General features: G+C 66.5%; 22 protein-coding genes. 5 read left to right on the forward strand and 17 right to left on the reverse strand.

Features of this window, described 5'->3' with window-relative positions:
• Positions 1 to 203: 203 nt before the first annotated feature.
• Positions 204 to 3,158 (forward strand): TonB-dependent receptor domain-containing protein, encoded by a 2,955-nt coding sequence (locus RT655_RS14720; RefSeq protein WP_313538105.1) that lies wholly within the window; start codon positions 204 to 206, stop codon positions 3,156 to 3,158.
• Positions 3,159 to 3,334: 176 nt separating this feature from the next.
• Here the strand turns inward: RT655_RS14720 and rplA are convergent, their stop codons facing one another.
• The 3 genes from rplA to RT655_RS14735 all read right to left on the reverse strand — a co-directional run bounded on the left by rplA (position 3,335) and on the right by RT655_RS14735 (position 5,584).
• Entirely contained in the window at positions 3,335 to 4,027 is a 693-nt protein-coding gene (rplA, locus tag RT655_RS14725; RefSeq protein WP_313538107.1) for a 50S ribosomal protein L1, read from the reverse strand.
• Positions 4,028 to 4,031: 4 nt separating this feature from the next.
• Positions 4,032 to 4,463, reverse strand: coding sequence for a 50S ribosomal protein L11 (gene rplK, locus RT655_RS14730; protein ID WP_093297642.1), 432 nt, complete (start codon positions 4,461 to 4,463; stop codon positions 4,032 to 4,034).
• Positions 4,464 to 4,627: 164 nt separating this feature from the next.
• Positions 4,628 to 5,584, reverse strand: coding sequence for a YiiG family protein (locus tag RT655_RS14735; protein ID WP_313538110.1), 957 nt, complete (start codon positions 5,582 to 5,584; stop codon positions 4,628 to 4,630).
• Between the two features lie 232 nt (positions 5,585 to 5,816).
• On the opposite strand from RT655_RS14735, the gene RT655_RS14740 reads away from it, so the two are divergent.
• Positions 5,817 to 6,236, forward strand: a complete 420-nt coding sequence (locus RT655_RS14740) for an antibiotic biosynthesis monooxygenase (RefSeq protein WP_313538112.1) — start codon at positions 5,817 to 5,819, stop codon at positions 6,234 to 6,236.
• Between the two features lie 223 nt (positions 6,237 to 6,459).
• On the opposite strand, the gene RT655_RS14745 is transcribed toward RT655_RS14740, so the two are convergent.
• Complete coding sequence (locus RT655_RS14745; protein WP_313538113.1) at positions 6,460 to 7,545, reverse strand: AI-2E family transporter; 1,086 nt, start codon at positions 7,543 to 7,545, stop codon at positions 6,460 to 6,462.
• A gap of 170 nt (positions 7,546 to 7,715) precedes the next feature.
• On the opposite strand from RT655_RS14745, the gene RT655_RS14750 reads away from it, so the two are divergent.
• Together RT655_RS14750 and RT655_RS14755 are read left to right on the forward strand one after the other, a co-directional pair.
• Complete coding sequence (locus tag RT655_RS14750; protein ID WP_313538115.1) at positions 7,716 to 8,027, forward strand: hypothetical protein; 312 nt, start codon at positions 7,716 to 7,718, stop codon at positions 8,025 to 8,027.
• Between the two features lie 27 nt (positions 8,028 to 8,054).
• Positions 8,055 to 8,663, forward strand: coding sequence for a general stress protein (locus tag RT655_RS14755; protein ID WP_313538117.1), 609 nt, complete (start codon positions 8,055 to 8,057; stop codon positions 8,661 to 8,663).
• Between the two features lie 51 nt (positions 8,664 to 8,714).
• Here RT655_RS14755 and RT655_RS14760 read toward each other — a convergent pair whose 3' ends face one another.
• The 11 genes from RT655_RS14760 to RT655_RS14810 all read right to left on the reverse strand — a co-directional run bounded on the left by RT655_RS14760 (position 8,715) and on the right by RT655_RS14810 (position 17,228).
• Complete coding sequence (locus RT655_RS14760; RefSeq protein ID WP_313538119.1) at positions 8,715 to 9,338, reverse strand: PEPxxWA-CTERM sorting domain-containing protein; 624 nt, start codon at positions 9,336 to 9,338, stop codon at positions 8,715 to 8,717.
• A 244-nt stretch (positions 9,339 to 9,582) separates the two neighbouring features.
• Positions 9,583 to 9,771: a hypothetical protein gene (locus tag RT655_RS14765; RefSeq protein WP_313538121.1), complete on the reverse strand. Its 189-nt coding sequence runs from the start codon at positions 9,769 to 9,771 to the stop codon at positions 9,583 to 9,585.
• Between the two features lie 57 nt (positions 9,772 to 9,828).
• Positions 9,829 to 9,972 (reverse strand): entericidin A/B family lipoprotein, encoded by a 144-nt coding sequence (locus RT655_RS14770; protein ID WP_313538123.1) that lies wholly within the window; start codon positions 9,970 to 9,972, stop codon positions 9,829 to 9,831.
• A 29-nt stretch (positions 9,973 to 10,001) separates the two neighbouring features.
• Positions 10,002 to 10,259, reverse strand: coding sequence for a CsbD family protein (locus RT655_RS14775; protein WP_313538125.1), 258 nt, complete (start codon positions 10,257 to 10,259; stop codon positions 10,002 to 10,004).
• A gap of 26 nt (positions 10,260 to 10,285) precedes the next feature.
• A complete protein-coding gene (locus RT655_RS14780) occupies positions 10,286 to 11,158 on the reverse strand; it encodes a hypothetical protein (RefSeq protein WP_313538127.1) in 873 nt (290 codons plus the stop codon).
• A gap of 35 nt (positions 11,159 to 11,193) precedes the next feature.
• Complete coding sequence (locus RT655_RS14785; protein ID WP_313538129.1) at positions 11,194 to 11,379, reverse strand: CsbD family protein; 186 nt, start codon at positions 11,377 to 11,379, stop codon at positions 11,194 to 11,196.
• Between the two features lie 125 nt (positions 11,380 to 11,504).
• Positions 11,505 to 12,980, reverse strand: coding sequence for a PAS domain S-box protein (locus RT655_RS14790; RefSeq protein ID WP_313538131.1), 1,476 nt, complete (start codon positions 12,978 to 12,980; stop codon positions 11,505 to 11,507).
• Positions 12,981 to 13,075: 95 nt separating this feature from the next.
• Positions 13,076 to 15,457, reverse strand: a complete 2,382-nt coding sequence (locus RT655_RS14795) for an ATP-binding protein (protein ID WP_313538132.1) — start codon at positions 15,455 to 15,457, stop codon at positions 13,076 to 13,078.
• A gap of 150 nt (positions 15,458 to 15,607) precedes the next feature.
• Positions 15,608 to 16,147: a transcription termination/antitermination protein NusG gene (nusG, locus tag RT655_RS14800; RefSeq protein ID WP_121078389.1), complete on the reverse strand. Its 540-nt coding sequence runs from the start codon at positions 16,145 to 16,147 to the stop codon at positions 15,608 to 15,610.
• Between the two features lie 17 nt (positions 16,148 to 16,164).
• On the reverse strand, positions 16,165 to 16,362 hold the full coding sequence (gene secE, locus RT655_RS14805; RefSeq protein ID WP_121078387.1) for a preprotein translocase subunit SecE: 198 nt from the start codon (positions 16,360 to 16,362) through the stop codon (positions 16,165 to 16,167).
• A gap of 236 nt (positions 16,363 to 16,598) precedes the next feature.
• Positions 16,599 to 17,228, reverse strand: a complete 630-nt coding sequence (locus RT655_RS14810; RefSeq protein WP_313538136.1) for a DedA family protein — start codon at positions 17,226 to 17,228, stop codon at positions 16,599 to 16,601.
• Positions 17,229 to 17,365: 137 nt separating this feature from the next.
• Here RT655_RS14810 and RT655_RS14815 point away from each other — a divergent pair, with 137 nt between their 5' ends.
• Entirely contained in the window at positions 17,366 to 19,303 is a 1,938-nt protein-coding gene (locus RT655_RS14815) for a glycoside hydrolase family 127 protein (RefSeq protein WP_313538137.1), read from the forward strand.
• Between the two features lie 48 nt (positions 19,304 to 19,351).
• On the opposite strand, the gene RT655_RS14820 is transcribed toward RT655_RS14815, so the two are convergent.
• Together RT655_RS14820 and RT655_RS14825 are read right to left on the reverse strand one after the other, a co-directional pair.
• Entirely contained in the window at positions 19,352 to 19,870 is a 519-nt protein-coding gene (locus tag RT655_RS14820; protein ID WP_313538139.1) for a PEPxxWA-CTERM sorting domain-containing protein, read from the reverse strand.
• A gap of 123 nt (positions 19,871 to 19,993) precedes the next feature.
• Positions 19,994 to 20,533, reverse strand: a complete 540-nt coding sequence (locus RT655_RS14825) for a PEPxxWA-CTERM sorting domain-containing protein (protein ID WP_313538141.1) — start codon at positions 20,531 to 20,533, stop codon at positions 19,994 to 19,996.
• Positions 20,534 to 20,914: the final 381 nt, after the last annotated feature.

Here is a 20,914-nt window from a genome sequence, read left to right on the forward strand (position 1 = left end):
GCGCGGGCGTTACCGGGCGCGCCCGGCGAGACACATGATCGCCACCATGTGTCAAATAGGGCACAGGTTTGCTGCTTTCGTAAGCAGCGCCGAAGAACGCCATTGCGATCCGCAGGGGAGAGGATTTGACTGACGCAGTGCCGACACGTCGAAGCGACGGCGGCAACTTCAATAAGATGACAACGAGAATGAAAGGGGTTCCCATGTCACGATTCCGCAAGCCTGGTCGCACCGGCCTTAATCTCGCTGCGTCCAGCCTGGCGCTGATCGTCGCGTCGCCGCTGGTTGCGCAGGCGCAGCAGGGCAACGCCGACGGCGCAGCCCCCCAGGCGGATGCCGCACCGGACACCGGCAACGACATCGTCGTCACCGGTTCGCGGATTCGTCGTCCCGATTACGAGACCGCCAGCCCGATCGTGTCCTTCGGCGCGCAGACGCTGCAGCAGGCCGGCACGACCAACGTCACCGACTTCCTGCAGGGCATCCCGGCGCTGGTCGGGTCGCAGACGTCGCGCGACAATTCGGGGGATCGCGCAGGCATCGGCGCTACCGGGCTCAACCTCGTCGACCTGCGGAATCTCGGCACCAACCGCACGCTGGTGCTCGTCGACGGTCGGCGGCATGTCTCGAGCCTGCCGGGCACCCAGTCGGTCGACATCAACACCATCCCGACCGACCTGATCGAGCGGATCGACATCCTGACCGGCGGCGCCTCGGCCATCTATGGTGCCGATGGCGTGACGGGCGTGGTCAACTTCCTGATCAAGAAGGACTTCCAGGGCGTCACTGCGCGCGCGCAGGCCAATGTGAGCAAATATGGCGATGCCGGTCAGCGGCTGTTCTCGCTCACCGCCGGGCAGAATTTCGCCGGCGGCCGCGGTAATGTCGCGGTGGCGTATGAATATAACGAGACCGATCGCCTGCGCACCGTCGATCGCGGTGCGCTGATCGGCACCACCCGCACCGGCTTCTATCGCAACCCCGATTATGTCGCCGGCCAGTCGGGATCCTACAACTACATCCCGCAGAGCGGCGTCCGCTACGGCCAGACCTCGCGCTACGGCGCGGTAGACGTAGACTTCGACGGGCTGCCCGATTTCGTCGGCACCGGCCGCGTCTACAATCGCGGGATCGACATCCCCGGCGGCTATACCCGCAACAGCGATGACACGCTGGTCTCTGATTATGGCAACGACCTGCTGCCGAGCAGCAAGCGCCATGTGGTCAACGCGTTCGCCCATTTCGACGTCTCGGACAAGCTGACGCTGTTCGCCGAGGGCAAGTATGCGAACACCAAGTCCTACTCGCTGGGGCAGCCGACGTTCGACTATTATCTGTTCGTGCCGCAGGACAATCCGTACATCCCGGCGCCGATCGCTGCCGCGATCGATCCGGCGAATGGCGGCGTGCTGGTGACCCGCGACAATTTCGACCTGGGGCAGCGCGGCGAGAACATCAAGCGCGAGACCTATCGTAGCGTCATCGGCGCAAAGGGCGACCTAAGCCCGAGCCTGCACTATGAAATCTCCTACGTGTTCGGCCAGACGAACATCACCAACCGCTTCGTCAACGACATCTACAGCGACCGTTTCTTCGCGGCGCTGGATGCGGTGCGCAACCCGGCCAACGGCCAGATCACCTGCCGGGTCAACCTGGATCCAACCTGGACGCCGGACCAGCCCTATTCCAGCGGCCGCACGGTGCTGTCGCCGACCACCTTCAAGCCGGGCGAGTGCCAGCCGATCAACCTGTTCGGTGAGAATGTGACCAGCCAGGCCGGGCTGGATTTCATTCGCGCGAACACCACCGAGCGTTCGCGGCTCCGGCAGAACGTCGTGTCGGGGTCGATCAGCGGCGATCTGCGCGACCTGTTCACGCTGCCCGGCGGCGCGATCGGCTATGCGCTGGGTGCCGAATATCGCAAGGAGAGCTCGCGCTTCACCCCCGACCTGCTCGAGCAGCAAGGCCTGACCTTCTCGAACAAGCTGTTGCCGACGCGCGGCAGCTATGACGTGAAGGAAGTGTTCGGCGAAATCGACGTGCCGCTGCTGAAGGACCGTCCCTTCTTCCAGACCCTGGACGTGGCCGGGGCGCTGCGCTTCTCGGACTATTCGTCGATCGGCCATACCACGACCTGGAAGGCGGACGCGACCTGGGCGCCGATCCGCGACGTGCGCTTCCGCGGCACGATCTCCAAGGCGGTTCGCGCGCCCAACATCGGCGAGCTGTACGATGCGGCGTCGCAGACCTTCGCCTTCTTCGACGATCCCTGCATCGTCGCCAACCGCACGCTCGGCAAGTCGACCCGCGCCGCGAACTGCCAGGCGATCCTGTCAGCCGCGGGACTGAACGCGGCACAGATCGCCAGCTATGACGATCCCCGCAACTTCAACATCTCGGGCACCAGCGGGGGCAACCCCAATCTGGCGCCAGAAGAGGCGCGGACCTGGACCGCGGGCGTCGTGCTGCAGCCGAGCTTCCTGCGCGGCTTCCAGCTCTCGCTCGACTGGTACAATATCAACATCAAGAACGCGATCAACACGGTCGATCCGCAGCAGCTGGCCGAGCTGTGCGTCGATCAGGCGACGATCAACAACCCCTTCTGCGCCACCATCCAGCGCCAGCAGGGCACGGGCCTGATCAACGGCTTCACCGTCTCGCCGCAGAACGTCGCCAATTTCAAGACCGCGGGGCTGGACGCGAACCTCAACTACAGCTTCTCGATCGACAAGGTGGGCGCGTTCAACATCCACGTCGTGGCCAGCTATCTGGACCGGCTGACCTTTGTCGGCACGCCGGGCGCGGAGGCGACGGACAATCTGCGGCAGGCCTATATGCCGCGGCTGCAGGCGTTCACCAATCTCACCTATTCGACCGGCAAGTTCTCGTTCAACTACAGCCTGTCGTGGTGGGACAAGACCTATCGCTATCCGAAGGATCGCCTGACCGGCAATCCCAACTATGTCGCGCCCGAATATGCCTTCTTCAAGGAGCGGTGGATGCACAACATCTACGCCAGCGTCGACGTCGACAAGCGCTTCCAGCTCTATGGCGGCGTGACCAACCTGTTCGACCAGAAGCCGGACCTGGGCGCGCTCCTGTACCCGACCGACTGGACCGGTCGCTCGGGCTTCGTTGGGGCGCGCGTCAAGTTCTGACGCGATAGCTCTGAAACGCGCAGGCCCCGCCCGATCCGATCGGGCGGGGCCTTTTTTTCGCGCCGGCACCCGGTTCGCCGAGGGGCGGGCGACGATCTCGTCCGCGATCCCGCTCACATGCAAAAAGGGCCGGGGATTGCGCCCCGGCCCTTTTCGTTTGCTCGTGTCCCGAAGGATCAGGCGGCGGCGACTTCGGTCGTGTCGACCTTCACGCCCGGGCCCATCGACGAGGACAGGGCGACCTTCTGGAGGTACTTGCCCTTGGCGCCCGCCGGCTTGGCCTTGACGACCGCGTCGACGAGGGCGTCGAAGTTGCGGCGCAGGTCTTCGTTCGAGAAGCTCACCTTGCCGATGCCCGAGTGGATGATGCCGGCCTTTTCGACGCGGTATTCCACCTGACCGCCCTTGGCGGCCTTCACGGCCTCAGCGACGTTCATGGTCACGGTGCCGAGCTTCGGGTTCGGCATCAGGCCCTTCGGACCCAGCACCTTACCGAGACGGCCGACCAGGCCCATCATGTCCGGGGTGGCGATGCAGCGATCGAAATCGATCTTGCCGCCCTGGATGGCTTCCATCAGGTCTTCCGCACCGACGACGTCTGCGCCGGCAGCCAGGGCTTCCTCAGCCTTGGCGCCGCGGGCGAACACGCCCACGCGAACGGTCTTGCCGGTGCCGGCCGGGAGCGTGACGACGCCGCGGACCATCTGGTCGGCGTGGCGCGGATCGACGCCGAGGTTCAGCGCGACTTCGATCGACTCGTCGAACTTGGCGGTCGCATACTGCTTCACCAGCGCGATCGCTTCATCGACGCCGTGCAGCTTGATGGGGTCGACGCTCCAGCTCTTCTGCTTCTTGGTCAGCTTTGCCATGGAATCAGCCCTCCACCACTTCGAGGCCCATCGCGCGGGCCGAACCTTCGATGATCTTCGTCGCGGCTTCGATGTCGTTCGCGTTCAGGTCCTTCATCTTGACCTGGGCGATTTCCGACAGCTGCGAACGCTTGATCTTGCCCGCGACAGCCTTGCCCGGCTCCTTCGAGCCCGACTTCAGGTTGATCGCCTTCTTCAGGAGATAGGTCGCCGGGGGCGTCTTGGTCTCGAACGAGAAGCTACGGTCTGCATAGACGGTGATGACGGTGGGGAGCGGGGTGCCCTTTTCCACGTCGCCGGTCGCGGCGTTGAACGCCTTGCAGAATTCCATGATGTTCACGCCGCGCTGACCCAAAGCAGGGCCGATCGGCGGCGAGGGGTTTGCGGCGCCGGCAGCCACCTGCAGCTTGATATAGCCGGTAATCTTCTTAGCCATGTCACTCTCTTTCAAGTCGAGCGGTACAAGCGACGACCAAAGGCCGCCTCCCGCATGGTTCCCGAGCTGTGTGCTTGGAAGCGCGCGGCCTTAGCCGAAAGCGGGGGCGGGGGCAAGGGGTGCCGAGGCGGATGCCGGCAACCCTTGCGCCACGCTGGCCGCGATCAGCAGTGGTGGACGTTGAGGTCGTTGATGACGTTGTTATAGGCCTGCAGCAGCGTTTCGGCATCCTGCACCGCCTTGGGCTTGATCATCTGGAACGACGAACCGTTGCGATCCTTGGCATAGGTGCCGTCGTCGGTGCGCTGGAGGATGTCGCGCCCTGCGGCGAGATAGGCATTGGCATGCAGCATGAAGCTCGCGCAGGCGGTCTTGTCCTTCTCGCGGACCTTGGTGTCGAACTGCACGGCCATGGTGTTGAACTGGTCGAGCGATGCCGCGAAGGCCGCCTTCTGGTCGCCCAGCCCCTTGCCGTCGATCACGCCCGCGGCATGGTCCATGCTTTCCTTGAGATAATAGACCGAGCCCTTGCGGTAATGGTCGAGCGTGCCCTTCTCGGTCGCCTCGAACGCGGCCTTGACGCGAGCACGGTCGGCGGCGTCGATCGCCTTGGCATAGGCGGCCTGGGCCGTGGCGACCTCGCCCAGCGCGGCGAGCAGCGCGGGCTGGACCTCGCGGCCATGCGCGCCCTTGTCGCCCATATAGCGCTTGGCATCGACATAGTTTTCCATGTCGCGGTAGAGCGGGGCGATCTTGGCGAGCGCCGCGCTGTAGCTGCGGGCGGCCCCGTCGATTGCCGGCATGGCGGGGCTCAGCGCGAGTGCCTTGTCCAGCTGCTCCTTGATCCGGTCGATGCCGGGATCGGAGGGGAAGAAGAGGGTGTCCAGATTTTTGCCGCTATCGAGCTTCGGCTTGATGTCGCGCTGATAGGTGGCGCCGATCTCTGCGAAGGAGGTGTTGGCCGTGTTGGCGGCTTCGACATAGGCATTGTATTTCTGCATCTCGCTCTGGTCGGCGGCCGACGTGGGCGCGCTGGCATTGTCGCCGCCCTTGGTCCCGCACGCCGAGAGCGCGAGCATGCAGGCCGGGAGCGCCGTGGCGCAGAGCAATTTCCTGAACACGAAATACACCTCACTCTGGTTACTGTTAGGATGGGGCTGCAAGTCCTTGAGACGAAGGCCTATCGCACCATCGCTGCGCCCTGTGCCCCGGTCGGCCGCAAGGTTCAAGATTTTGCAGGTCTTGGGCGGTGGTTCGGGGCAGGCGTTCGGGCGACAGGCATCTCCCGTCGCGGTAGGAGGGGCGCCTTGGACGCGGTAACGGACCTTCCGGGCGGTGATGAGGAGACGTGCGATGATGACGTGGCTTTCGGCAGCAATCGGCGCCGCGGCGCTGGCCTTTGGGGCTGCGCCTGCGGAAACGCCCGAGACCGCGCCGCCGATGGTTCGGATTGCCGAGATCGAGATCGATCCCGGACAATTGGAGGCGTGCAAGGCGATCCTGGCGGAAGAGCAGGAAGCGTCGGTACGCCTGGAACCCGGGGTGCTGATGCTGCATTCCGTCGCGCTCGCCGACGACCCGACCAAAATCCGGCTGCTCGAAGTCTATGCGAGCAGGGCGGCATATGAGGCGCACATCAAGGCGCCGCATTTCCTCAAATACAAGACGTCCACCGAAAAGATGGTACGATCGCTGCGCCTCCTCGAGACCAAGCCGATCCTGCTCTGCGCCAAATCCGAAGGGCGAAAGGGCGGCGACGTTCTTTGCATGTGAGAAGGGCGCGCCCGCGTCGGGCGTATCTCACACCCGCTTTCGCAGGGAAGCGACCGCGTCGCTTTTTCACAACGCGCTAGCTTCGCGTGGAGGGCGCCCAATACAAGGGGGTTTGTCCTGTTCGCATATCGGCCGAGCAGCTTCGCCGCGGCCTCGCCCAACGCCTACCGAGACGGTACGCCTGACGGCGCCGCAGCCTTGCGACAACCGGCGCCTCCGCGGCTCACGGCCGCAGTTCCGCCGTGTGCCCGGCCTCGGCGCCGCCGATATCGCCCTCGGCCACCCATTCGCGCCACAGCAGCACCAGCGCCGCCATCACTGCGGGGCCGACGAACAGGCCGAGCAGCCCGATCGTCTCCACGCCGCCCAGAATGCCGATCAGCACCCAGACGAAGGGGAGGCGGGTGGTGCCGCCGATCAGGCTCGGGCGCAGGAAATGGTCGATCACGAAGTTGAGCGCATAGCCGATCGCGCCGACCACGATCGCCGCCATCACCGCCCCCTTGGCGAGCAGCAGCAGCAGCGCCAGCGCCAGGACGACACCAAGCCCGAACGGGATGATCGAGGCGAAGCCGGAGAACAGGCCGAGCAGGATCGGATGCGGCACCCCGCCGATCGCGAACAGGATCGCCATCAGGATGCCCTGGGCGAGCCCCAGCAGCACCATGCCGTCGACCGCGCCGCGCACAGCCGCGAAGATCTGTCGCCCCAGCCGGTCGCCCGCGTCACCAAAGGCGCGGGTCGCGCCGCGATCGAGCTGGCGGACGATGGTGTCGCGGTCGCGCAGCAGGAAGAACAGCACGACCAGGGTGAACCCGAACACCACCACGCGGCGGATCAGGCTGTGAGTGAAGGCCTGCGAATGGCTGCGCCACAGCGACTGGTCGAGCCGGCCGAACTCGGCGGCGGCGGCTTCGGGCGTGACCAAATGGAGGTTCCACCAGGCGGTCACCTGCTCGCGGCCCCAGGGCAGGCGGGCAACCCAGTCGGGCAGCGGCACGCCGTGTGCACGGGCATCGGAGATCCAGGCGGCGACCGACTGCGCCTCGACCAATGCCTGGCTGATCGCGATCGACAGCGGGATCAACACCACCAGCAGGATGGCGAGGGTGAGCAGCGCGGCGACCAATGCCGGACGGCCCGGCATCCGCGCGCTCAGCCAGACCCGCACCGGCTCGACCCCGATCGCAAGCACGCCGGCCCACAGGATCGCGGGCACGAAGGCCATCCCGATCCAGAGCGCAGCGGCAGCGATGACGGCGGCAAGCACCACGCGCGCTCGGGTTTGGGCTTTGGTCGTGTGCTGCATGAAGGTCCCCTGGTGTTCGGGGGAACAGTGGCGAGCCATGACGGCGCTGGCAAGCGGCGGGCCGTGTTCGGCGCCGATGAACTAAACAAGTACTTAAACAGTTTAGCAAATCTCCACGCCGTCGGGAGGGATCGGCGCGCGTGGAGCGTCATCATTGGAGAGGAATGGGCATGAAACGCATCATCATGGCCGTCGCAGCGCTTGGGCTTGCGACGACGGGCGCGGCTGCGCAGAGCAGCGGCCAGGCCGGCTCGCACAACCCGGTGGTGAAGGACGGCACCGCGCACCACGTCGCCGCGCCGGCGAAGGGCCGCAGCTCGTTCACCGAAAGCCAGGCCAAGGGCCGGCTCGCCAAGGCGGGCTATACCGACATCACGGACCTGAAGGGCACCGAGAACGGCGCCTGGCAGGGCATGGCGATGAAGAACGGGAAGAAGATGACCGTCACGCTCGACTACAAGGGCAACGTCACCGCGCGCTAACCCCATCAGTTCTGCAGGAGAAATGCGATGAGCCGGACCATTACCCGTCTGTTCGACGATTATTCGGACGCCAAGGCCGCAGTGAACGAACTCGAGCGGCTGGGCGTGCCGCATGGCGATCTCAGCATCATCGCCAACAACACGCATGGCGATCATGACGTGAGCGACGTCAACGCGCATGGTGATGTCAGCCGCGGTGCCTCGACCGGCGCGGCGCTGGGCGGCGTGGGCGGCCTGCTCGCGGGCCTTGGGCTGCTGGCGATCCCTGGCCTTGGCCCGATCGTGGCGGCGGGCTGGCTCGCCTCGACCGCGGCGGGTGCGGCGATCGGCGGTGTCGGCGGCGCTGCCACCGGCAGCATCGTCGGTGCGCTGAAGAATGCCGGCGAGAGCGAGGAAGACGCGAATGTCTATTCCGAGGGCGTCCGTCGCGGCGGCACGCTGGTGAGCGCACGCGTCGAGAATTCGCTGGTGCCGGAAGCCGAGACGGTGCTCAACCGTCGCGGCGTCGATGCCGGCACACGCGGCGCGGCCTATCGCCAGTCGGGCTGGACCGCCTTTGACGACAAGGCGCCGGCCTATACGCGCGACGAGATCGAGCGCGAACGCAGCACCTTTCGCGAGTCGACTGCACTCTGAGGCACGAGGTGCGGGGGCGGATCGACGTCCGCCCCCGCATCGCCCGGCCCATCACGCCATCGCGTGCAGGGGCGCGCGGCGCCGAGCAACCCCGCCGATCAAGCCGAAGCCGATGATCAGCATCGCCCAGGATGCCGGTTCGGGCACGGCGAGAAGCCCCAATTGGACCTGGGCAACGCCCTGGGGCCCGGAAACGGTCAGGCCGCCGGCATTCCAGAACCAGTTGGTGAACGCACCGCATTTGCTGTCCGCCGGCCCTGGCGTGGCGCAATTGTCGAAGGGACGGACGCCTGGCTGGAAGTAATAGTCGTACACGTCCCATTGCGCGGTCGAGAGGCCGCTAACATAGCTCGGCCCGGTGAAGTCGTACCGGGCGATGCTGAAATCATAATAGAATCCGCCCATGCCGTCGCGGTACACGTCGAAGTGATCGACTTGGTTCGGGCCCTGGACGGCGGCGGTGTACCCTGGCGTGACAAACGCCCGCAGGATCCAGCGACGGCCATCATCTGGAATCGTGCCGTCAAAATTCCAGCCTTCGCCGGATTTAACCGATATGTTCTGGAAGATGCAGGCGCTGTTTGCCGTGCAGCTTGACCAGTCTTGCGCGTGGCTGACAGCTGGCACGAGCAGCAGTAACAGCGTAGATAGCCATGTTCGAACAACATTGCGCATGACAAAATCCCCATAGTTCCGGCGAGTCCGGTATCGCCGTGTTAACTATGCCATCAAAGGGGCTGGATTTATATCGTTCACCGCGTCGTGCCGCGATATTTGCAATGCGGGGAGTCTGGGTGGCGCCTGTTTCCCACCTGCCCCGGCCTGCGCGCGTTGCCGATCGACACGAGAAAAGCCGGGGCCCGCGCCCCGGCTCTATCCTCGCCGTTATTCCTGTCCGCCCGGAAACATGGAAACGGGATCAGCTTTCGGTCGAGGCCGCCATCACCAGATTGGCGGGAACGGCGTGCCCGGCGGCGCGAAGCTGCGCGGCATACTCGTTCGCCATGGCAAGGTGGGCGGTACGGGCGCTGCTCTCCGTCGCCCGCGCTGCGGCCCGGCGGGCCTGGGCGAGGCGCTTCAGCAGATAGTCGGGGTCGGGTTCGTTCACGGGGCAACTCCGGAAGGGGCGGCATCGCGGGCGGGGCTGCCCGCGATGCCGGATCGGTTACTTCTTGTGGTTCTGGCCCGAGGCGTCCGAGACCGCGCTGCCGGCCGAGCGGACGTCCTTGCCGACGCCGTTGACGGTGTTGCAGGCGCCGAGCGTCAGCAGACCGAGCGCGGCGACGAGGGGGAGAGTCTTGCGGATCATGCAAAATTCCTTGTCGTGATACGGAGGGTTCAGTCGCGGCGGCCGATCAGCGCGGCACCGACGAGCAGCGCCACCGAGCCGGCGGCCGCCAAGGCGAGGATCGGGTGATCGCGCACCGCGCCGCGCACCTGGTCGAGCGTCTCGCCGAAGCGGCGCTCAAGCCCGCCCTCGACCTTCCGCGCCGCGCCGCGTGCCTCGGTCTCGCGATTCCCGGCGACCTTGCCGAGACCTTCCTCGGCACCGCCGACGACTTCCTTCACGGCACCTGCAATACGATGGGTATCCATGTTTCTTCTCCTTTGACGATGCGATTTCAGATATCGGCTTCGGTGGTGCGGCGGGCGGCGACGATGCCACCCCCGATCGCGGCAATTGCACCCAGCAGCATCACCAGGAACAGGGCGAGGGCACTGCCGGCGGCGACACTGGCGCCTGCGCTGCCTGCATTCTTCGCGGTCTGCACCGCGTCGTTCTTGGTCGCGACGAACTGGCGACGGGCCTTTTCCACGCGTACCATGGCTTCCTGCTGGCTCACGCCGTCCTGTACCGCGATGATCTCGGCGATCCGCTGTTCGGCCGCCTGGCCCTCGGCGCCGCCCTTGGCCATAGCCGGCAGCTCGGCGATCATCGCCTTGCGCGCCTGTTCGGGGGTCATGTCCTTGGCGTTGTCCGGGGTGCTGTCGAGCAGCGCGGACACCTGCGCATCCACCGCGGATGCATCGACACCGGCCGCCTTTGCGAGCGTGGGCGTCACCGCGCCGGCGCCTGCGACGGTGGTCGAGGCCACGGTCCCGACGGTGCGGAAGGCGCTGCCGACCAGGCCGCCGATCGCCGAGGTAAGCAGATAGAAGGTGAGCAGCAGCGTCACTGCCCAGATGGCGAGACCGTGCGCGGCGCCGTCGAACGGGCGGCGGAGCTTGGCGACGCGGGCGGCGCCGTAGGCGCCGAGGCCCAACGCGATCACGCTGCTGATCGTCCACCAGGCAAGCGCGCCGATGCCGAGGCCGCCGGCGCTGGGCCCGCTATTCTGCGCGGGGTCGATCGTCGAGAAGCCGATCGCGGCGCCCAGCAGGGCGAGCATCAGCTCGACGGCGAGCGCGATCACCGCGCCCGCGAAAATCGCGGACCAGCTGACGCGGGGGACAGGCCGTACGGCCAGGCGGGTATCATAGATAGCGGTTGCCATTGCGGCATCTCCTGCTCTTGGGGGGATCGTCGTGGTCACTTGCCCGCCACCTTGTTCTTGACCGTGCCCGCGATCTCACCGGCGCCGGCCTGGGCCTTGCCCGCCAGCTTCTCGGCGGCGCCCTCGGCCTCGATCCGGCGATCGCCGGTGATCTTGCCGATCGCCTCCTTGATCGAGCCCTTCAGCGCATGGGCTTCACCCTGGATACGATGTTCGTTCATCGGTTCGTCCTCCTGACTGAGGCGCGGGGAAGGCCCCGCGTCCATGACGAAGAGATGGCGGGGGAAAGGGGGTAAAAAGAGATACGGAAGTACCAAATCGTCTGGTGCGTCCGGACCAGAAGTGATCATTTTATCGGGCGCTGGAGCGGGTAGCCGCGCTCGCGCGCCCAGAGGATCGCCTGGGCCCGGCGGTTCACCCCGATCTTGGCGTAGACCCGCGCGACATGGTTGCGCAGCGTGTTGCGCGACACGCCCATCTCGCGGGCGATGGTGGCGTCGTCGCCGCCCTCGCACAGCAGGCTGAGCACTTCCTTCTCGCGGCGGGTGAGTTCGCTGGTCTCGACCGGGCGGGTGGACCCGTGCGGGTTGCGCAGATTGGCGAGCTTCTCGACCACCGAGCGGCTGAACCAGTTGGTATCCTGCATCACCGCCTCGATCGCGCCAATCAGTTCCAGCTCGTTGTGGCGGCGGGCATGGATGTCCTGCACCACCCACAGGATGCAGGTGTCGCGGCGCAGCGGGATGGCGGCGGCCGAGATCAGGCAATCGGTGATCGCGCCCTCCTTGGTGCGGACGCGTGCATCCACGCTACGGAAATCGCGACGCTCCTCCAGTTCCTGGCACGCGTGCTTGAGAAAGCCGCCGTCCTCGAACAGTCGCAGCGCGGCCATGCGCTGGCCCATCGCCTCGTCGCTCGACCAGCCGCTGAGCTGGTGGAAGGCATCGTTGGTGTCGCACAGCGCGAGATCGTCGCGCGTGGTGATCGCCATCGCCACCGGCGCGAGGCGGAAGGTGGTGACGAAGCGCTCTTCGCTGTGGCGCAGTTCGTTCTCGGCCTGGCGGCGCGGTTCGAGGTCCGCGAACGAGAACAGCATGCAGGGCTCGTCGTCGAGCTCGACCGGCTGGCCGGCGACGATCACCAGCTTGCGCCCGCCATCGGGCAGGTCGAGATCGGCCTGCATCTGCGGCACGGTGCGGCCGTCGCGGATGCGTTCCTTGGCGGTTTCGAGATCGGCGGCGTCCTTCAGCACGTCGATGTCGTAGAGCGAGCGGCCCAGCACCTCGTCGCGCTGGTACCCGGTGAGATCCAGAAAGCCCTGATTGACCTTCACATAGCGCTGGTCGGACAGGCGCAGGATCACCGCGGGGGCGGGATTGACGTTGAAGGTACGCTCGAAGCGCTGCTCGGCCTCGAAACGCTGCGACACGTCCTGCAGGACGAGGACGAGCAGGTCGGGGCGCCCCTCGGCATCACCGATCACCAGGCTGCGGACCTCATGGACCCAGCGGGCATCCTCGTCGCCGGCGGGGACGACCTCCACCACCACCTCGTCGAAGCTTTCGCCCGCCAGCACGCGGTCGAGCGGATAGTCGCCGCGATCGAGGCGGTGGTTGTTGCGGTAGCGCAGCTGGAAGCGCTGGCGATAGGCATCGACGTCGGTCCCGAGCGCGGCGACCGTCTCCACCCCGTGCATCCGGAGCGCCGCGTCGTTCGCCCAGCGGATCTTCTGGTCGGTATCGACCAGGATCACGCCTTCGCGCAGGCTGGAGATGATATGACGGAGCTGGGGAAGGTCGATGGAAGGATGGTCGATGCTCATGAACCCGCGCGGCACAATATGGTATACAAACGCTGAACGTGCAGCGTTGCGCGGGGATGCATGTTCGCAGGCTTAGGGATTTTTACGGAGGCGGATCAGGCTGCCAGATCGGCGTGGCGCATCGTGACCGACTGTAGCGCCGCAGCGAGATCGGCGAGGGGAATCGGACGCGCCAGCACCAGCGCGGCGCCCGCCGCTTCCAGTGCCTCGCGCGACACGCCGCCGCCCGGGTCGACCAGCACCACCGCGGTCGTGCCGACGGTCCGCGCGTCGGCGAGCAGTGCGGCGAGGGCAGGGGCGGACGGCGCGACCTCGGCGCCGATCAGCAGCAGGTCGAACGCCGCGAGCCGGCTCTCCGCCTCCGCCAGCGTGGCGACCGCCTCGACCGCAAAGCCCGCATGGAGCAGCCCGTGGATCGTCACGCCGCGCGCCAGCGGATTGGCTTCGACCAGCAGCAACGTGCGCATCGGCGCGGCCGGCGCTTCCGCCGAAGGCTCGGGCGCCGCGGGGGTGCGATGGGGCAGCCGCAGCCGGAAGCTGCTGCCGCTTCCCGGCGTGCTCTCTACGGTGAGCGTGCCGCCCATCCTGGTCGCGAAGGTCTGCGCCAGCGTGAGCCCCACGCCGATCCCGCCATAGGCGCGGCGGGTGCCGCCATCGACCTGATAGAATTTCCGGAAGATGCGGTCCTGCTCCTCGGCAGCGATGCCGATGCCGGTGTCCGAAACGCGGATCTCCACTGCCCCCGGCGCCCCCAGCGCCTGCAGCGTCACGCTGCCCGAGGGGGTGAACTTGACCGCGTTGGCGAGCAGATGCTGGAGGATCTGGCGAACCCGGCGCGCATCGCCGAGCATCGCGCCGGGGCAGTCGTCCAGCAGCAGCGTGAAGTCGATGCGTCCGGCGGCTTCCGCCTGCCAGGGCGCGGCGGCTTGCTCGATCAGGCGGGGCAGATCGAACGGCGCCTCTTCCAACGCGACCGTGCCGCCGTCGAGCGAGGCCATGTCGAGCACGTCGTCGACCAGGGCCTGCATCGACTTGCCCGCGTCCTGAAGCAGCGCGACGCGCCCGCGCGCGTGCTCGCCCAGGCTCGGGTCGCGCAGCAGCACCTCGCTCATGCCGAGGATGCCGTTCAGCGGCGTGCGGAACTCGTGGCTGGTCGTCGCCAGGAACTCACGCTTGGCGGCGAGCGCCTTGCCGAGCTGGGCGTTGCTCGCGGCAAGGTCGCGGTTGGCGATGCGCACCTCGCGGCGGCTGCGATGGATATGCGCCAGCGCGAAGGCGAGCAGGGCCGCCCCCCCCACAGCGACGAACAGCATGCCGCCGACCAGCAGCAGCTGGAATAGCGCGCGATCCCGCGCGAAGCGGGCGCGCTGGTTGGCCTCGTTGGTGCGCAGCTTCTCGATACGGAGCTGCTGGTTGGTCGCATCGAACCGCGCGGCGAGCAGCGCGGTGTTGGTGTCCGTCGCGACCGTGGTGACTTCGTCGTCGATGCGCTTGAGCGCCTTGAGATGGGCCAGCGCATCGGCGGGGCGCCCGGCGCGGGCATAGATGTCGACCGCGGCCTCGTGCACCTCGCGCCAGGCGGGCGAACTGGGATCCCCGATATGCGCGAACGCCGCGTCTATTTCCGCCACCGCGTCGCCGATCGCGCCCCGCTTGAGCGCGATCTCGCCCTGGATCGCATGCAGGCTCCCGTCATATTCGGAACCATGGCCTGCGCTCGCGGCGAAGGCGGCCGCGCTGTAGCGCTGTGCCGCGGCGGGCTTGCCCTGCTGGAGCTCCGTCCGGGCGAGATTGTTGAGGATCGGCACCTTGAGGCCTGGCTCGCCCGATGCCGTTGCCAGCGCCAGCGCCTGCTGATACTCGCGGATCGCGTCCGCGGGTCGATCCATGTCAAGCAGCGCGTTGCCGCGATTGTTGAAGATCGACATGCGCAGGTTGCGATCGCCCGAATCCACGTCGAGCGCGGCCTGGAAATAGCGCAGCGCCGATTCATTGTCGCGCGCCCGATTGTAGAGGCCGGCGATCATCACCAGCGCGATCGCCTGCTTGCGCGGCTCGTGCAAGCCGCGGAACAGGTTGTGCGCCTGCTGGAAGGCGTCCAGCGCGACGGCGGCATGGTTGCGGTTCTGCTCGATGCCGGCCCAGGTCATCAGCAGATCGGCGTGGAGCCGGCTGTTCGGCCAGCGCGCGCGTGCCGCATCGAGCGTGCGGGCGATCAGCGGCTCGGCTTCGGCATCGCGATCCAGCCGTGACAGCGCTTCGCCTTCGAGCCAGCGGGCCTTGGCGGCGAGAAGGCCGGCGTTGGGTGCGTCGCCTGCAGCAGTCTCGGCCGCACGCGCGGCGGCGAGCGCGGCCTGGGGATCGGCGAACATGCGGTCGATCGCCCGGGCGATGTGCTGCTCGGCCAGCGGCGCCTGCGCGAAGGCAGGGGCTGCGAGCAGCAATATCGTGCCGGCCATGATCGCGCGTGTCCGCATCGTCCCCCAAAGCGCGAAAGGCGCGCTTCCAGCATTATAGGAACGTTGCCGCGGCCAGCGTTAGTCCGCCAAACTACGGAGGCGAAACAAAAAAGGCCGGGGTACGCACCCCGGCCTTCCATGTCTTGGCAGGATCGGCCATCGGCCGGCTTACTTGACGCGTTCGACGTCCTCGAACCCCAGCTCCAGCGGGGTCGCGCGGCCGAAGATCGAGATCGAGACCTTGACGCGGTTCTTGTCGTAGTCGAGCTCCTCGACCACGCCCGAGAAGGTGGCGAAGTTGCCGCTGATCACCTTGACCGTGTCGCCGATGTCGAAATCGACCTTCAGCTTGGCCTTGGGCGCCGCGGTGGCCGCTTCTTCCTTGGTGTTGAGGATGCGCGCGGCTTCCGCCTCGCTGATCGGCTGGGGCTTGCCCGAGCTGCCGAGGAAGCCGGTCACCTTCGGCGTGTTCTTCACCAGGTGATAGACGTCGTCGTTCATCTCGAGCTTGGCGAGGACGTAGCCCGGGAAGAACTTCCGCTCGGACTGGATCTTCTTGCCGCGGCGCACTTCGGTGACCGTCTCGGTCGGCACTTCGACGGACTCGACGAGGCGATCGAGGCCAAGGCGGGTGGCGTCGGCCAGGATCTGGTCGCGGACCTTGCCCTCGAAACCGGAATAGGCGTGAATGATGTACCAGCGCGACATGGGTGTTGGTCTTTCTCTTACTGCGCGAGGCGAAGGAGGGCGTTGACGATCATGTCGAACAGCGAATCGATGCCGAGGAAGAAGCTGCCGAGCAGCGTCGTCATGATCATCACCATCACGCCGGTCATGATCGTCTCGCGGCGGGTCGGCCAGGCGATCTTGCGGGTCTCGGTCTGGACCTGCTTGATGAATTCGACGGGGCTTGTCTTCGCCACTGGGGCTATCCTCGTGTGAAAAATGGCGCTTCGGGCATGGGTCCGCTGCCCGGTCCTTTTCAGGAACCGGTGCAGTCCACCCAAGCTGTCGGCTAGGGGGCTGTATCTAGAGGATCGTGTCGAGGAGCGCAAGCGGGGGTTGGGAAGGGGTGTTTGCGGGGCGTGGGGCGTGCCGCCTCCACCACGCTGCTTCGCAGCTCGGTCCCCCTCCCCCTCCGGGGGAGGATCCGAGTGTCTCAGCGGTGCTTCATCCCCCGCACGCGGTGCCAGATGTAGAACGCCACCAAGGCAACCAGCACCACGCCGATCAGCGCGTCCGCGCTGTGGAACGCCGCCTTCATGCGCGGATCGCTGTCCCATTTCTCGCCCAGCGTCATGCCCACCCAGGCGAGGCCGAAGCACCAGGGCCAGCTGCCGAGGAAAGTGTAGACGTGGAACGGCACCAGCTTCATCCGCGCGACGCCCGCCGGGAAGGCGATGAACGAGCGGATCACCGGCAGCAGCCGGCCGATCAGCACCGCGATGCTGCCATAGCGCGCGAAGAAGCGGTCCGCCGCGTCGATCTCGCCCGGGCCGATCAGCAGATATTTCCCCCAGCGCAGCGCCAGCGGGCGGCCGCCGCGCTTGCCGATCTCATAGGCGACGATCGAGCCGAGGTTGCAGCCGACCGCGCCCGCGGTCGCCGCCAGGTACAGGTCGAACCGGCCGGTCGAGACCAGATAGCCGGCGAACGGCATGATGATCTCCGACGGCAAGGGAATGCAGGCGGATTCGATCGCCATCAGCACGGCGATGCCGAGATAGCCCCCGCTCGAGATGACCCAAATGGTGAAGGTGGCAAGGATGCCCAGAATCTTTTCGACCATGCGCGCTTGGTTGGGGCAGGCGGATACATTTGGGAAGCCGCTTTTTGCGCGGTGCAGCGAAAAGCGCGTCGGGGTTGGCGGCGGGGGAGGGGTTTGATAACCCGGAGTAAATCTAACCGGTGGAGAGGGTTGCGGGCATGACGATCGAGACGTCGCGGCGGAGGTTTCTCGCCGGCACGGGTAGCGGCGCGGTCGCGATGGGCGGGGTCGGCGTACCGCTTCCGGCGCCAGCGGCGTCGGCTCCTGCGCTCGCCGCGCCTGCCCGGCTCCAGCCGTTCGACATGGCGGACGTGACGCTGGGCGAGGGGCCGTTCCTCCATGCGCAGCGCGCCACCGAGGCCTATCTGCTGCGGCTCGAGCCAGACCGGCTGCTCCACCAGTTCCGCGTCAATGCGGGACTCAAGCCCAAGGCGCCAGCCTATGGCGGCTGGGAATCGGACCCGCTCTGGGCCGATATCCATTGCCAGGGGCATACGCTCGGCCATTATCTCTCGGCCTGCGCGTTCGCCTTCCGCGCCACCGCCAAGCCCGACTACAAGAAGCGCATCGACTATATCGCGACCGAACTCGGCGCCTGCCAGGACGCCGCCAAGAGCGGCCTCGTCACCGCCTTCCCGAACGGTGCGGCGGTGGTCGCGGCGCATCTGCGCGGCGAAAAGATCAGCGGCGTGCCTTGGTACACACTGCACAAGGTGTATGCCGGCCTGCGCGACGGGGCGCTGCTCGCCGACAGCGCGCCTGCCCGCGCGACGCTGCTCCGCCTCGCCGACTGGGGCGTGGTGGGATGCCGGCCGCTGACCGACGCGCAGTTCGAGGCGATGCTCGAGACCGAGCATGGCGGGATGAACGAGGTCTATGCCGATCTCTACGCGATGACCGGCAAGGCCGACTATCGCACGCTGTCCGAGCGCTTCTCGCACAAGGCGCTGCTGACCCCGCTGGCCAAGGCGCGCGACCATCTCGACGGGCTGCACGCCAACACCCAGGTGCCCAAGGTCGTCGGCTTCCACCGCGTCTACGAGACCACGGGCGATGCGTCGTACCGGGATGCCGCCGCCTTTTTCTGGAAGACGGTGGCGGAGACGCGCTCCTTCGCCACCGGCGGCCACGGCGACAACGAGCATTTCTTCGCGATGGCGGACTTCGAGGCCCATGTCTTCTCGGCCAAGGGATCGGAGACCTGCTGCCAGCACAACATGCTCAAGCTCACCCGCAGCCTGTTCCTGCACGAGCCCAAGCCCGAATATGCCGACTATTACGAGCGCACGCTGTTCAACGGCATCCTTGCCTCGCAGGACCCGGACAGCGGCATGGCAACCTATTTCCAGGGCGCGCGACCGGGATATATGAAGCTTTACCACACGCCCGAGCACAGCTTCTGGTGCTGCACCGGCACCGGCATGGAAAATCATTTGAAGTATCGGGACTCGATCTACTTCCACGACGATCGGGCGCTGTTCGTGAACCTGTTCCTGCCCTCCACGGTGCGCTGGCGCGCGAAGGGCGCCGAGCTGGTGCAGGAAACGCGCTTCCCCGAGGAGCCGCGCACGACGCTGCGTTGGAAGCTGGCCCGCCCGACCGACCTCACGCTCAACCTGCGCCATCCGCGCTGGAGCCGCATCGCCACCGTTCGGGTGAACGGCAAGATCGCGACGCGCTCGATGGCACCGGGCAGCCGGATCGAACTCGCGCGCCGCTGGCAGGATGGCGACACGGTGGAACTGCAACTGGTGATGGAGCCCGGGTTCGAAAGCGCCCCGGCGGCGCCGGACGTGGTGGCGTTCACCTATGGGCCGCTGGTGCTGGCGGGAGCGCTGGGCGCGCAGGGCTTGGCGCCGGGCGCCGACATCGTCGTCAACGAGCGCGACTATGGCCGGTACAATGACGGCCCGGTGCAGGTGCCGGTGCTCGCGGGGGATCCGGCCGCGCTGGCGGCGGCGATCCGGCCGGGCGCCATGCCGCTGGAGTTCACGCTCGCCGCGGCCGACGGTGCGCCGGTGCGGCTGGTCCCCTATCACCGGATCGCGCATGAGCGCTACGCGACCTATTGGAAGCTGGCCCCGGCGCGGGCCTGATGTCATCGGCGGCCCGGGAAGCCTGATGCCGCCCGGGCCGCCGCGGGGTCAGGCGGCCGGGATCATCGTGACCGGGGTACGGCGGCGACGACGCAGCGCTGCGCCGGCCAACCCGAAGCCGCCGATCAGCAGGGCCCATTGCTGCGGCTCCGGCACCGCGGCGACGTTGACGGTATAGCGAACGGTCGTGTCGCGATCGCCGAGAAAGCTGAAATAGGCGCGGACGCCGTTGAAGCGATAATCGGTGCGATACCGGGTATCGCGCGTGCTGTAGGCGGAACCGACTTCCCACCGCACGACCCCGGCGCGTGCGGGATCGGCATAATAGCCGTAGGTATCGTAATTCTGGACATCGTTGCCGCCGACATAGGCATTCGAACCCAGCATATACTGGTCGTAATGGCTTTGCGTCAGGATCGTGATGTCGAACGGCGGCGGCGTGTCGAAACGGAAGGTCAGCTGATATTTCCCGGGCCCCTTGGGGATGGAAATGCTGAGATCGCTGAACCCCGACGTGGTACCGCTATAGACCTCGGCCGCCGCAGGTGTCGCAAACGCCAGAAGCAACAACGTTACATAGTTTCGTACCATAAATCCCCTCAACTACTGGATGGTTGGGCACTGTATGCCGCATGCGGTGGTTGGACCCGAAATCGGAAGGCCCGCGCTCGCAAGCGCGGGCCCCTGGTGTCAGACGCGCTGTTCCCGGCGCGGCGCGATCGGGCGGCGGCGGCGCAGGACGGCCCCGGCGAGCCCGAAGCCACCGATCAGCAGCACCCAGTGCGCCGGCTCCGGCACCGCGCTGATGTCGATGCGATAGGCGACGGTTGCGCCGGGATCGGCGTAGAAGTCGAAATCGGCGTCGACGCCGTTGTAATAGCCGGTCACATAGATGTCGTTGAACGTGTAGCTATAGGCCGGGTCGATGGTCCATTGCACGGTGCCGGTGGTCGTCGGCACATGGTATGCATGGGTGTCCAGATAGAAATTGTCATCGCCGCCGATATAGTCGCCGGTGTCGACCCAGAAGAAATTATAATGTTCTTCGGTGTGAATGGTAACGTCGAACGGCACCGGGGTACCGAACGCGAAGCGCAGCTGATATTTGCCAGGACCAAATGGAATGGGAAAGGACAGGTGCCCGTCGCTCGGCACGGTCCCGATATAGCTTGCCGCGAACGCAGGCGTCGCGACCAGCAGGAGCAGCAACGCTAGAAGCTTCCTTGCCATCATTTCCCCCTTGGTAATCCGGTTCATCGGGCCCGGACGTACCGGGGCGACCCTGGTTGGACCGAATCGCGAACGTCTCCGGTCGCGCTCGCTCGCATCGTGTTGACGTTCCGTTTACCAAAATTTCCGTCGTCCCGATAATGATATGACGCGCGTCGCTGCCATCCGTCGCATGGCGTCGGGGCGGGGATTCCGCACTGCCTTGTGCCTGTGCGGGACGATCCGCCGCGATCCGCGAAAATAATTGTCCGGAAGGACGTGCGTGCGCGTCTTCCCTGATGAACCCGCGCCGGGCGGCCGTGGCGCCCCCGCCATCGCCCCGATTGCCGAATCTCCAGGTCGCGGGCGGTCCCTCGCGGCCGATGGACGCATGTAACGCGC

Source organism: Sphingomonas sp. (assembly GCF_032114135.1).
In the GTDB taxonomy this organism is placed as follows: domain Bacteria; phylum Pseudomonadota; class Alphaproteobacteria; order Sphingomonadales; family Sphingomonadaceae; genus Sphingomonas.